General features: G+C 50.8%; 5 protein-coding genes. 3 read left to right on the top strand and 2 right to left on the bottom strand.

The window, feature by feature from the left end; genetic code table 11:
• Nucleotides 1–4: 4 nt before the first annotated feature.
• Together WBJ47_RS14325 and WBJ47_RS14320 are read right to left on the bottom strand one after the other, a co-directional pair.
• The gene (locus tag WBJ47_RS14325; RefSeq protein ID WP_422244066.1) at nt 5–763 is read right to left on the bottom strand and encodes a ParA family protein; all 759 of its coding nucleotides are present in this window, start codon (nt 761–763) and stop codon (nt 5–7) included.
• A 72-nt stretch (nt 764–835) separates the two neighbouring features.
• Nucleotides 836–1,330 carry a YcjF family protein gene (locus tag WBJ47_RS14320; RefSeq protein ID WP_422244067.1) on the bottom strand — a complete coding sequence of 165 codons (495 nt, stop codon included), beginning with the start codon at nt 1,328–1,330 and terminating at the stop codon, nt 836–838.
• Between the two features lie 259 nt (nt 1,331–1,589).
• On the opposite strand from WBJ47_RS14320, the gene WBJ47_RS14315 reads away from it, so the two are divergent.
• From WBJ47_RS14315 to WBJ47_RS14305, 3 genes are all read left to right on the top strand, one after another.
• Nucleotides 1,590–1,826, top strand: a complete 237-nt coding sequence (locus WBJ47_RS14315; RefSeq protein ID WP_424585384.1) for an MbtH family protein — start codon at nt 1,590–1,592, stop codon at nt 1,824–1,826.
• Complete coding sequence (locus tag WBJ47_RS14310) at nt 1,826–11,605, top strand: amino acid adenylation domain-containing protein (protein ID WP_422244069.1); 9,780 nt, start codon at nt 1,826–1,828, stop codon at nt 11,603–11,605. The genes WBJ47_RS14315 and WBJ47_RS14310 overlap by 1 nt, the downstream gene beginning before the upstream one ends.
• Nucleotides 11,595–14,856 (top strand): amino acid adenylation domain-containing protein (locus WBJ47_RS14305; RefSeq protein WP_422244070.1); only part of this gene is annotated, 3,262 nt, incomplete at its 3' end. The genes WBJ47_RS14310 and WBJ47_RS14305, both read left to right, overlap by 11 nt.

The raw sequence follows: 14,856 nt of genomic DNA, 5'->3' as shown, positions 1-14,856 counted from the left end.
CCTTTTAACGCGTCAGTGATAAGACTTCTTGCGCGAGCGCACGATAGTCATCTGCTGCCCCAGACTTGGGGCGATATTGAAAAATACTTTCTTTAAATGAGGGCGCTTCTGCAAGTCGAATATTTTCGCGGATCCGTGTCTTGAGCAACTTTTCACCGAAACTCTCAGAAAGAGCTGCAATGACATCCTGCGCATGAAGCGTTCTCAAATCAACGCGAGAGGCCAGCAATCCCAGCAACTTCAGTGCAGGGTTGAGGTCTTCTCTCACATGATCCACCATTTGCATCAACTGTGCGACACCTGACAAAGAAAGCACCTGTGTCGTGACGGGAACCAGCAATTGGTCTGACGCCGTCAATGCATTTAACGTCAGCAAACCCAGCGTCGGAGGCGTATCTAAAATGACCTCATCCCACCGCTTTTGAGAAAGCGTTGCCAGTCGATTTTTAAGATGTCTCTCAGGCTCAGACATGCTTAACAGCAAGCGATCCAGTCCCGATAAAGCACCCGTGCCAGCGATCACAGACACACCCTCCACCGTCGAGGGGCTCATCAGTGTGTCCATTGACAATTCAGACGTAAAAATTTCCAAACTACCGACGTTCGCTTCTGCCACACCGAGCCAATCGCTCGCATTTCCTTGAGGATCTAAATCAATCACCAATACTTTGCGACCCATCTGGGCAAGCCCAGCGGCTAAGTTGACCGCTGTTGTGGTCTTGGCACAACCACCCTTCTGGTTGGAAATCGCGATTATCTGCATGACGTGTAATAGAAAAAATCACGGTGACTCATGTACCGTGATTTTTTAACTCCAAAGAGAGCGGATTTGTTTTTAGTCTTTTGTTGTGGCTTTAACAAACTCTTTCCTAAGTTCTGCTTGCAGCTTGGCTTCACCCAGATTCGCCATCGTGCCGCCATTTTCAAAATGGCGAACAAAAACCTTGCCGACCGCATAGGTCGCTGCTGCGCCAAAGGCGGCCATCGACACTGAACCGATGATGGTGCCAATGCCAGGAAACAACTTAGCCGTCGCACCAACAGTGGCATGGGCGGCACCCACGGGTACCAAGGTACCGAGCAAAACAGAGATTGCTCCAGACACCACTTCTTTTGAGGCTTTTTGACCATACAGCTCAGCCAAATCAATCACCAGCTTGGTTTGCACCCCAGCCAAGGCAGCCATATCTAAGTAAGGTAACGGAATCAACGCCGCCGCCAGACTCCAGCGCGAGGCTGAAGCAATCAAGTTTCCGGCACGATCCAGGCGCAAGGTTTGTTCTGTATCCGCAAAAACTTCAACCGCTTCAGTATCAATGGTAATGGTCATGGTAAATCCTATTAATAAGTGCAAGTTGCCATTGTCACCGCACCTCAATAATCACGCTCGCAATTGCTCGCAATTCCTCACAATTTGGCACGCACAAACTCACTAAATCAGTCATCGGCGCAAGTGTGAGCTTTCACGAGGATTCTTTGCACTCGCAGATCGAGCTTGGTCCATACTTCACGCCTGTCTCGCGCCCGCGAAGGCAATGTTGAGTCGCAACGCGTCGAGACCTGCACATACACATTTTGGAGTCACAGACATGACCACACCAACCACCCCCACCCTCAACGCTTACACAATTGACGGCGATCTCTTTAAAGTCATCAAAAACGCCGAGAACCAATACTCTTTATGGCCAGAAAAAAAAGCGACACCAGCAGGCTGGACGGACACGGGCTTTTCGGGCAGCAAAACAGAAGCAACAGATTATGTCGACCGTGAATGGACGGACATGCGTCCGCTGAGCTTGCAAAAAGCAATGGCGGCCAATAAGTGATGCAAGGACCGCTCGGCAGTGCCCAACGCTTTGTCTGGTTTCACCAGTTAATCAATCCGTCCTGTCCTGCTTACAACGTCGGGCAATTCATACGGATATCGGGTCACCTCGACATACCAGCCCTAAACCGTGCACATGATTGCATCGTGCGTGGAACAGAGATTTTTCGTTTGCGATTTGGCAGCGAAAATGGTGAACCCTTTCAACGCATCGTGCCTGCAGAAGATATTGACATCACCCTTTGGGACGTCCGCAATGGACCAGCCCCAAAAGACGATGCCGAGGCGATTTTAAAAAAAGCTGAACTGGACCCCATTGACCTCGAGAACGGTCCCCATTATCGGTTCGGCCTGATCAGACTCGACGATCAGGAATGGATTTATTACTCATATTTCCATCACCTCATTATTGATGCCCCGGGTGCTGCATATTTTGCCAATGCACTCACTGAATGCTACCGTACGCGTGCCACTGAATTCGTCGATCGCAATATCAGTTGGTCACAAGCAGTTGCCCAAGATATTGCCTATAAAACAAGTTCCGCCTGGAATGAAGATAAAAGTTTCTGGCAAGAAAAGCTCGCTGGCGTGCCTTCTCCCGCCACGCTCTGCCCGAAGCCTTTTAAACGTTTAGACTTATCCCGTCCTCTGTCTGTCGCGATGGACATGCCGCGCGCGCTTTACACAGAGATCACCCAATGGGGTGTCAGCGCAGGCCGCAGCGCTTACGCAAGCTTTGCCACTGCCGTTGTGATTTACCTGTCCAAAATGACAGGCTCAACCGACGTGTGCGTCGGGACCCCGACGGCCGGACGCAGCAAAAGCACCAGAACACTCATTGGCATGCTCGCCAACGCCGTACCGCTGCGCGTCTCGGTCGAAAGTTCAGAGACTGTCACTGACCTGATCAAGCATATCGCGCGTGAGACGCGCCTTGGCCTAAGACACAATAAATTTCCTTACGGTGAAATCGCTACGATGCACCGTCAGATGAATCTGGACGCACCTTTTTCATTTTTGATCAATCACTTGGTGTTTGATCAGTTACTAGACTTTGGTGATGCCAAAGGACTTGTAGAAACAGGCGGCGCAGGCGCAATCGCAGACCTTGAGTTGCAAATTTTTGACCGTTCCGATGAGGGTCCTGTCCAGCTCAGAATGGACTACAACGCAGGTCGCTACAACGAAGAGCAAGCACGTGAACACCTTTCACGTTTGTATCATTTGCTCGTCCAGCTGCCGGCGATGGCCGACACGGCAATCGCTTCGATCTCCGTGCTGAACCAGGATGAACAAGAGCATATTCTTGGACGCTCCGAGGGCGCTGCACATCGTCTCGATTCCACTATTCATCATTTACCTGACCTGTTTGAGTCTCAAGTTCGCAAACATCCCGACGCGCCAGCGCTGATGTTTGACGACCAAGGGAGATCTGCTGAACTCAGCTATCTCGAACTTGACGAACGGGCCAACCAGCTTGCCCGCTACCTCATTCGGCAGGGTATTGGATCTGAGCAAACCGTCAGCATATTGTTGCAACGATCACCTGAACTGATTGTTGCCATGCTTGCCGTGCTCAAGACCGGAGCGGCTTATCTGCCGCTTGATCCAGACTATCCGGCTGCAAGACTTCAATATCTGATCAAAGATAGCGATTCAGCTCACGTCATATCAATTTCTGAACACCTTCAAATTCCAGAACTTGAAGAGGCGCTGAGTCAACAAAAACATATTGATCTAGAAGACTTTGCAGTGAGTTTGACCATTCAGAGTCTTGATAGTGGCATGGTCACAGACAGCCAAAGACTCAGACCACTCTTGTCAGACAATCTGGCTTATATCATCTACACCTCTGGCTCGACAGGCAATCCAAAAGGTGTAGGCGTGCCCCATCGAGGCGTGCTGAATATGGCTCGGGCTAAAGACCAGTATTTGGGCATCGGAGCAGGTGATCGCGTATTGCAGTTTGCCTCTCACGCCTTTGATGGCAGTGTTCAGGAAATCTGGTCAGCGTTCGCGGCAGGTGCGACCCTTGTGCTGCCAGCCACGTCTATGCGGATGAACACCGCTGCCAATATTGCAGAGCATCTCACGCAATTTGCTGTTACCCATGCCACACTGCCCCCTGCTTTAGTCAAACTTTTAGACGAGCAGTCCATCGCACCTTTGCGAACGCTTTGCGTAGCAGGCGAAGCATGTCCCCCCGAACTGGTAGAACGCTTTAGCGCCAACAGGCGGATGGTCAATGCTTACGGACCGACCGAAGTCACGGTCTGCGCAGCAATGAGTCCACCGCTTCGTTTCGATCCAGCGCTGACTCAGCAAGTCGTACCAATCGGTGCGCAGATCGACAACGTTGATGATTACATCCTAGATGCAACGCTGGCACTCGTCCCTGACGAAACCATTGGTGAACTATACGTCGCAGGTGTTGGCGTCACGCGTGGATATCTCGGTCGCCCCGGACTCACTGCAGAGAGATTTATTGCCTGCCCCTTCGGCACACCCGGACGACGCATGTATCGCACAGGTGACTTAGTCTTACGACAGAAAAATGGCCTGATGGTCTATATCGGTCGTGCCGATACACAAGTCAAAATTCGTGGCTTTAGAATCGAGCTTGGAGAGATAGAAAAAACCTTACTCACGCAGTTTGACGTTTTGACTCAAGCCGCAGTGATCGCCAAGGACTTTTCGGGTGAACTGAGGCTGGTTGCTTATCTCGTCTCAGGGACGGATCAAACAAAACCAGAGCAAAGCCAGCTCCGTCAAGAGCTCGCGTCCATCTTGCCTGAGTACATGGTCCCGGCGTATTTTGAATATCTGGATGCGCTGCCACTCACTGCGCATGGCAAGCTCGATGTTCGCGCACTCCCAGAGCCTGGCACGCAATCTGATCTCAACAGTTTTAGAGCACCGAGAAACAATACCGAACAAGTTATATGCGAGCTGTTCGGTGCACTCACACAAACTTCACCGATCGGTATCGATGATGATTTTTTTGCCATCGGCGGGCATTCACTTCTCGCAATTGGTCTCGTCACGCAACTCAGAGAACAACTTGGTTGCGAAATTACGCTGGACAAGATTTTTGAGTATCCGACACCTGAAGCACTTGCCACACAAATTGAACCAATCTCTGAACTGACTGCCCAGGGTTCATCACAAGCAACTCCAAACGTCATAGCGAACATGGGGCAACTTGACAATGGATGCGTCACATTGTCGCTCGGTCAAAAACGCTTCTGGACACTCGGTCAACTCGACCACGCACAATCAGCATATAACCTTCCGTTTGCAGTTCGACTGCAAGGCGCACTGAATGTTGATGCACTAAAGAGTGCCCTTCACGCATTGCTTGAGCGTCATCAAAGCTTGCGTACGCTCATACAGGAAAATACCAATGGCGAGCTAGTCGGCAAACTACATCCCGTCGGTCCGTCGACCTCTGTGCTGCAAAGATTTTCCCGTGAATCATATCTATCTCTGACTATGAGTCAACAGCCGCTGCAAGACAGTCAAAACAGTGATGCAGCCTTGGTTGACGCTTTCATCTCGTACGCAAACAACCTGCCGTTTAACCTTGCAAACGATTTATCGTTGCGCGCAATGTTATTAGAGCTTGCGCCAGACGATGCAATTTTGGTGGTGACCGTCCACCATCAGGCTGGCGACGGTCTCTCGAGCGTACGCCTCTTTGGTGAGCTAGAGCATGCCTATCAAGCTTTTACGCTGGGCCAGGCACCTCAATGGGCGCCGCTCAGTATTCATTACAGCGACTGGGCAGCGTGGCAGTATCACGCGATCGAAATTGGGTTAGATAAAAAGATTGAACGTGCCAAAACGCGTCTTGCAGGCGCGCCAGAGCATCTCAGTCTACCTCTCGATTTTCCACGTATCAACAGTCGTGAAAAACGCGCCGGATATGTGAGACATCAACTCGATCAGCATCTCATCAGCGGTCTTGAAACACTCGCGCGCAAGGAACAGACCACTCTATTTACCACCATCCTGACAGGTTATGCGATTTTGCTATCGCGTCTTTCTCGTCAACAATCAGTCGTAATTGGCTCGCCTGTGAGCGGTCGTACGACACGTGAAGCAGAATCCCTCGTGGGGTATTTTGTGAACACCATGGCGATACCTGTCTCAGTGACACCGAGCGACACTGGCTTAGCGCTCCTGAGCCAAGCTCGCTTAAACCTGACCGCTGCCCTCAGTGATCAAGATATGCCTTTTGAGCGACTGGTTGAGGCACTCGACATTCCTCGCTCTTTGGGTCAAACACCCGTATTTCAGGCGATGCTGGCATATCAAACAGATCAGCCTCTCTCGATTTCACTGCCCGGCATGCAATGCAAAGTGCAGCCCGTCACACTTGCGCATGCAAAATTTGATCTGACGCTTTACCTCACGCCGCTCGAAACGGGCGAGATGGAATGCGCGTTTGAATACGATGCCGATCTATTTTCAAATCTCAGCGTACAACGTTGGGCTAAAGCTTTCACACAAATCCTCAAGGGATTACAGCTTTCACCTGAGCAACCCGTTGCACAACTGAATTGGTTGGACAAGGATCAAATCCAAGCCACTGTTGAGGCAAGTGCGGGAAAAATAATCACCTTATCGCCTGAACCACTGACGCTAGTCTCTCGGTTTACAGCACAAGCTCAGCGCACGCCAAACAGTATTGCGCTGTTGTTTGAGACAAAGAATGGCGACTCGGACATGAGTCCACTGGGTTCAACCAGCACATTGACCTATGCCCAACTGGATCAACAATCCAACCAGTTGGCGCGCCACCTGCTCGCACGCGGCATTCAACACGACGATATCGTTGCCATTCTGCTCGGACGCGGACCTGCAATGATTGTCGCCATGCTAGGCGCTCTCAAAGCAGGTGCTGGCTATCTCCCCTTGGATCCTGAAGTTCCGCAGGAGCGCTTACGTTTTATGCTGGGCGACAGTCACTCTAAGTTATTAGTGACCACTTCTGAGCAACATCAGCGCCTAGGTCTTGACTCTGACTCGACTCAAGTCCTTGCGCTAGACACTCACGAGGTGAAGTCTGCGATTGAAGCTCATCCAGCGACTGCTCTTCTGGATGAGGAGCGATCAGGACCCATTCTTCCTGAGCAACTTGCCTATTTGATCTATACCTCTGGCTCTACTGGTTTGCCAAAAGGCGCTGGCAATACCCACCGTGCGATTGTGAATCACATGGATTGGGTGCAATCAGAAATGCATCTCCAGCCTGGCGATCGCATATTGCAAAAAACTGCCATTGGCTTTGACGTTGCCGTGTGGGAATGGTTTGCGCCACTAATGACAGGCGCCACACTGGTCATCGCGAGACCGGGCGGTCAGAAAGATGCAGCCTATCTGCATCAAGCGATTGATGCCTATGGCATCACCTTGATTCACTTTGTTTCTTCAATGCTGGAGTTATTCCTCGAAGAACAACAAGGACTCAAGCACGATACTCTGCGCTTGATCGTCACGAGTGGCGAAGCCCTCAGTGGCACCTTACAAGACAAAACCCTTCGAGCGTTTCCTTCCGTCGCATTCTGGGACCTTTACGGTCCAACCGAAGCTGCTATTCACGTATCTGCCTGGCGCTGCCGTCCGGAAGATGGCCTGATAGCGCCACCGATCGGACTGCCGGTCTGGAATACGCATTTGTTTATTCTTGATCCCGCACTCGAACCGATCCCAGAGGGTGTCGTGGGAGAGCTTTATATTGCTGGCGAGGGTTTGGCCCGTGGCTATCTGGGCCGAGCCGCCCTGACTGCCGAGCGATTTATCGCCTGCCCTTGGCTCGCGCCTGGTGCAAGAATGTATCGTTCTGGTGACCTCGCTCGCAAACGTGCTGATGGTGCTATCGAATATCTTGGACGAGCAGACGATCAAGTCAAAATTCGTGGTTTCAGGATTGAGCTCGGTGAAATCGAAGCGGCGTTGCTGGCGACCTCGCCTGAGCTCAGCCAAGTGGCTGTGATTGCCATATCAAGTGGTACGGATGCGCGTTTGGTTGCGTATTTGGTCGGACACCATGATCAAACAGTCCCGGCGACCTCTACACTCCGCACAAGACTGGCAACGAAACTACCTGATTACATGGTGCCAGCGCACCTAATGGTGCTGGAAGCACTTCCACTCAATGCGAATGGAAAACTCGATCGACGCGCTCTTCCTGCTCCGGAATTGACTGCGCAGACTGATAACCTTGTCTTACCATCCACCCCAACCGAAATACTCTTGTGCCGGTTATTTGGCGAAGTCACAGGTCTGAATACCGTCAGCGCCGACGCGAGCTTTTTCGCGATCGGTGGTCAATCGCTCTCTGCAATGCGATTAGTGGCTCGCATCCGGAAAGAGTTGGGCTTCGCACTCCCCTTGCGCCTACTCTTTGAGTACACGACACCACAAGCCCTGGCTCCACATCTCGAGGCACTCTCGCAAGACGTCGGCCCCTCATTAACAGCAGGTCCAGGCCAACAAGCACACGACCAGGTTGTTCTTTCTTTTGGGCAGCGTCGTCTGGGCACACTGGATCGCATTGATGGACCTTCAGCTGCTTACAACATGTCGGCTGTTCTCCACTTGCATGGCACCCTTTCAATCCAAGCGCTTGGTCAGGCATTAGTCGCTGTTGTTGAGAGGCACTCGACCTTGCGAACAGTCATGAAAGAAGACGATCATGGCGTCTTGTTCGGCTTACTTTTGCCCATACCTTCTATTTCTGAACTTTTAAGGCTTGAAACCCTGAACGTTTCGACCCCGCATGATGATCATGCGCATCTGCTTCGCACAAAGATTGAAAATGAAGCGGCTCGCCCGTTTAAGCTTGAGCAAGACTATTCTTTGCGTGCCTTGTTAATCACTCAGGACTCACAGCGCGCAAGCTTGCTTCTGACAGTCCATCATCAAGCAGCAGACGCGATTTCAGTGGGCATTTTGGCGCAGGAACTGAATGCCGCCTATGAAGCGTTTTGTGAAGAACGTGCACCTAGTTGGTCAACACTACCAGTGAGCTATGCAGATTGGGCCGCGTGGCAGCATGCGAGTTTGCAAAAAAATGCAACACCACGCATTGAAAAAATCAAACAGCGACTGTCTGAATGTCCAGATTTGCTGACCCTACCCCTGGATCATTCGAGAAAAACAACGAGTGCACGTCCAGCAAAACACGTGTCGCTCAAACTCGATACACACGTTTCAGACAAATTACGTGCGATTGCTGCGCAACACAATACTACGTTGTTTGCTGCGCTATTAGCCGCATATGGCGCAACACTGAGTCGCTTGGCGGGTCAGCAGTCAGTTGTCATCGGCTCGCCTGTCGCTGGGCGTCAACATCTTGAAACCGAAGGGCTGATTGGCTTTTTGCTTAATACGCTCGCCATTCCCTTGCACACTCCTGGATGGATGACAGGGGTTGACTTGATCGAACAGAGTAAGGTCAGTGTCAATGCTGCGCTTGTTGATCAAGATATACCTTTCGAGCGCTTGATTGAAGACTTGGGCGTCACACGTTCCTTGCATCACAGCCCGCTATTTCAGGCCATGTTCGCTTTTCAGGCCGATGCATCTGAACCTTTCAGGTTGGGGGATTTACAGACGCAGCAAGAAATTCTGAGTTCAGCCGCTGCCAAATACGATCTGACCTTACATTTACGACCCGAAGTCGATGGAAGTTTGAGTGGCTCCTTAGAATACGATTGCGATCTCTTTGACATCAAAACGGTGGAACGTTGGGCACGTGCCTTTGAAACACTCACTGCCGCACTCGCGACCCAACCCGAAGCGACGCTGCAAACACTCCCCCTGATGGATCCAGTTAACTATGAAGAAACCCTTTCTTTGGGACGAGGAGAAAGCGTCAAACTAGACGAAAACGTACTCACACTTTCAGGTGCCTTTGAAAGACAGGTTTTACTCACACCCGAAAAAATTGCGCTGGAATGTAAAGATCAGTCGCTCACGTATGAGGAACTCAATACACGGGCGAATAAGTTGGCCCATTACCTGATTCATGCTGGCATTCGCTGTGACGATGTTGTTGCGATGATGCTGGATCGGACACCTGATCTCATCATCGCGTTACTCGCCATCAATAAAGCTGGGGCTGGATATTTACCTCTCGACGTAGATTATCCAAAAAACCGCCTGTCTTTTATGCTCTCCGACAGCCGTGCAAGCATTGTGCTGACACAGAATAGTCACCTCTCAATGTTAAGCGAGATCTTGCAACTGGGTGAACTCTCGACGCGCACCTTATGCTTGGATCTTCAGGACGTAGGTGAGGACATCGCGACTCAACCCACCAGAAATGTTCATGATGGCGAACGAAGCGCACCTCTCACGCCAGATCAACTGGTTTACATGATGTACACCTCTGGCAGCACGGGCAATCCTAAAGGCGTAGGATTTTTACATCGCTCATTGATGAATCTCGTTCAATGGCAACATGCTGTGATTCCAAGCGAGGCATTACGGGTGCTGCAATACTCACCCATCAGCTTTGATGCCTCTGCACAAGAAATCGCTTGGGCTTACTCAAAAGGCGCCACACTCGTACTGGTGGATAACGAAACTCGACGCGATAGTCGTGCACTCGCGCAATATATCCAAGACCACAAACTCGACCACCTCTATGCACCATTTGTCGTGCTCAATAATCTCGCAGACGCGAAACAAAGCTTTGACATTGAGGGATGGCCGGAAGCTGTTTTTACGGCAGGTGAACAACTACAGATCACACCTGCGATCCGTGCCGCATATCAAACCCATCCCGATTCACGCCTGCACAATCTGTATGGACCGACCGAAGCCCACGTCGTCAGTTACTACTCGATGGACAAGGATCAGTCCAAATGGGAAGAATTCCCTCCAATTGGTTACCCGATCTGGAATACCGATCTCTATATTCTCGATGCTACGCTTGAGCCTGTGCCGGACGGCATTCTTGGAGAGCTTTATCTCGCGGGCGTTGGTCTCGCACGTGGCTATTTCAACCGTGGGGGCTTAACGGCAGAAAAGTTTATTGCCAATCCCTTTGGCGCTCCTGGAACACGCATGTACCGTACCGGTGACATAGCCGTTCGTCTTGCAAATGGTGCCATTCAGTTCTTAGGTCGCGCAGACGATCAAGTCAAAATTCGTGGCTTTCGAATAGAACTAGGCGAAGTTGAATCTGCACTATTAAATGAATGCCCCGAGCTGAGCAAAGTCGCTGTCATTGCTCGTCAAGTGGGTCAGGCATCCAAAGATAAGCGCTTAGTGGCGTACGTTGTGGGTCACGCAGACCAACCCGTTCGGGATGCCGCACAACTACGACTGGCACTACTCAAAATACTCCCAGACTACATGGTTCCAGCACATTTTGTCGTGATGGAAAAATTACCCTTAAGTCCTGCTGGAAAACTTGATCGACGCGCACTCCCTGACCCGATCTTGCACGCTGGCGCCGAAGGTGCAAACAAAGTCTCCATCCTCCCCAATAACGAGAATGAACGACTTTTGGTGCGCTTATTTCAGGAAATCACTGAAATAGCAGAGGTCAGCACAGACGACAGTTTTTTTGCAATTGGCGGACATTCTTTGCTCGCCATGAAGCTTGTCGCGCGAGTCAGACAAGAAACAGAAAAGACACTACCACTTCGCTCAATATTTGAACATCCGACTCCGCAACAATTAGCGGTTTATTTGGATGGCATCACCAAACAATCTAGACGCCGCATTCAGTCAGGCATGGGAAGAATTCGCAATGACAACTAAGCTCACATTGTCCTATGGTCAACGTCGCTTATGGGCACTCGATCGTTTAGAAGGTTCCTCTGCCACCTACAACATGCCTCTCGCTATTCGTGTGAAAGGTGTATTGGACGTTGATGCCTTAAGAAATGCCTTTGTTGCCCTTTGCACACGGCACGAGGCGATTCGTACGGTGATGCGTGCCTCTGAAAGTGGTGAACCAATTGGTTATTTGCTTGATCCTCCAAGCGCCGCTTCGATACTGTCCATCATCGACTTACGCGAAATCGAACAAACAGATCAGGGCCACATAGAAAAGGTCGTCAGTGAACTGATTCATGCAGAAGCTGCAAAACCTTTCGATCTGGAAAATGATCTATCCTTGCGTGCTAGCCTGATTTTATTGAGTCCACTTGAATCAGTCTTGATGCTCACGATGCATCATCAAGCCGCTGATGGCGTGTCTCGCAACATTATTGCCCGCGAACTTGACCAAGCCTATTGCGCATATGCCCAGGGTCATACTCCGGATTGGCCTGAACTAGAAATTCATTACAGCGACTGGGCCGCATGGCAACAAGATAATTTACAAGAGGGACTCGCGCCCGCAGTTGAACGTGCCAAAGCACGTCTGACAGACATCCCCGAGCTTCTCTCGTTGCCACTTGATCACACCCGAGATCCAGATCGTGCACGTCATGCCCAGGAAGTCACGCTCAGCATTTCAGCAACAACGGTTCAGGCACTCGAAACACTCGCCCGTAAACAAAATACAACGCTTTATACCGCGCTGCTGTCTGTGTATGGCGCAACCCTCGCCAAGCTTTCACGCCAACATGCAGTGGCGATTGGTTCGCCCGTTTCTGGACGTGATGATATCGACACAGAAGCAATGGTCGGATTTTTATTAAATACAGTGGTGATGCCTGTCACGGTCAAGGACTCACAGTCTGCATCCGAACTGATTGCACAGACCCATCAGACTGTTCAAGATTGTTTGGCGGATCAAGACCTTCCCTTTGAACAACTTGTTGAACACTTGGGTGTCAGTCGATCACTTTCGCACGCACCCGTCTTTCAAGCAATGCTTTCGCTCCAAACGCAAGGAGAGACAGACTTTAAACTTGGGAGCTTGCGTTGCACACCTGAGTCAGTCGGTCTGCCAACGGCCAAACTTGATCTCACGCTTTATCTCACTAAACAACTCAATGGCGAGCTCACAGGAAGCTTTGAGTTTGATGCCGACTTATTTGAGGCAAGCTCCGTCAAGATTTGGGCGCAGGTTTTTGAACAAATGCTTCAAGGCTTTGTCGAGCATCCAGATGCGGCCTTAATTACTCTCTCAGCAATCAATCAAAGCACTCGCGAAACGGTATTGGCACAATCAGCAGGTGCCCGCGTGAAGCTTGACGCCTCAAGTACGTCACTCATGGAACGCTTTACTGCGCAATGCATGTTGACGCCTGATGCACCTGCACTCATCACTGGTTTGGGCGCAGAGTCCAAATCTATCAGTTACGCAGTGCTTGATCGCGACTCCAACAAACTTGCACGCGTCTTGATGTCGCAAGGTCTTGGTCCAGACAAGATTGCAGCGATCTTATTGAATCGCTGCCCCGAAATGATCGTGGCAATGTTAGCGATCCTTAAAGCGGGTGCTGCCTATCTGCCACTTGATCCCGAATACCCACAACAACGTCTAGATTTCATGCTGACGGATAGTCAGTCAGCTGTCTTGATCACGAACGCAAATGGCTTAGAGAGCATTAGCGAATCTGCGAGACCCAAGCAAGTCCTTGAGCTGGATTCTACGGCCTGGCATTCAAAGATGGAGCAGTATTCTGATGGCACACTGTTGAGATCAGAAAGACTTCAACCCTACCACCCCGATCAACTTGCCTATTTAATTTACACCTCAGGTTCAACTGGCACACCTAAGGGTGCAGGAAATACACATCAAGCCCTGACCAACCGTCTGGACTGGATGCAGGATGTTCTTAAACTGAACCCGTCAGACCGTGTTTTACAAAAAACAGGCATTGGTTTTGACGTTGCAGTGTGGGAATGGCTACTCCCTCTTTTGACAGGTTCGTCACTGGTCATCGCACGACCCGGCGGTCAAAAAGAACCCGAATATCTTGAGCAAGTTATTGACACGCACCACGTGTCCGTCATGCACTTTGTGCCTTCAATGCTTGCCGTCTTTTTACAAAGCATTGACCCACAATCATGCACCAGTCTCAGACAAGTTGTGATGAGTGGCGAAGCGCTGAGTGCCTCACTACAAAATCAATATTTTGCACGTTTTCCCCAATCCTTTCTTTGGAACCTGTATGGCCCAACAGAGGCGGCGATCGACGTATCATTTTGGAAATGTTTGCGCAGTAGCGCAACACTTCCACCTCCAATCGGCAGACCTATTTGGAACATCCAGCTCTATGTCCTGGATGCAGGATTGGAACCCGTCGCACCCGGTTCAGTTGGTGAGTTGTATATCGCCGGTGAAGGTTTAGCGCGTGGCTATCTCAGTCGTCCCGGACTGACGGCAGAACGATTTATTGCCAATCCATTTGCAACTCAGGAAGCGCCTGGTGCACGGATGTATCGAACTGGCGATTTGGCGCGTTATCGCTGCGATGGCGCAATTGAATACTTTGGTCGTGCTGACGATCAAGTGAAAATCCGTGGTTTCAGGATCGAGCTTGGTGAAATTGAAGCGGCACTCTTGACGCATGTCCATGCACTCGCCCAGGTGGCTGTCTTGGCACGAGAGATGCATGGCGACAAGCGACTGGTGGCTTATCTCATCCCGCGCTCAGGGCAAGAACTACCGAGTGACAACGAGCTTCGCGGTGCACTGGCATCTAGCTTGCCTGACTATATGGTACCGAGCTATTTTGTCACGATGACAGAATTGCCGATCAATGCAAACGGCAAACTGGATCGTAAAGCGCTCCCTTTACCCGAAGCACAAGCCTCCACAAAACAGTTCCGTGCGCCACAGTCAGCCAAAGAAACACTGGTTTGCACCCTATTTTCTGAGGTGACCGGACTTGAGCAGGTAGGCTTGGATGACGGTTTTTTCAGTATTGGCGGAGACAGTATCTCGGCCATTCGTCTTGTCAGTCGTGCCCGTGCGCAAGGCCTGGTGTTTAGCGTCAGAGATGTCTTTAAACATCAAACACCCGAAGCCCTTGCCGCGGCCGCGACGCTTGCCTCCACCGAGACTGTGCAAACAGTCTGGGTCGAAGAAGGCGAGATGCCTCCTTTGCCAA

Source organism: Zwartia sp. (assembly GCF_049655405.1).
GTDB lineage: Bacteria > Pseudomonadota > Gammaproteobacteria > Burkholderiales > Burkholderiaceae_B > Zwartia.
This window is presented reverse-complemented; position numbering and strand designations above follow the sequence as displayed.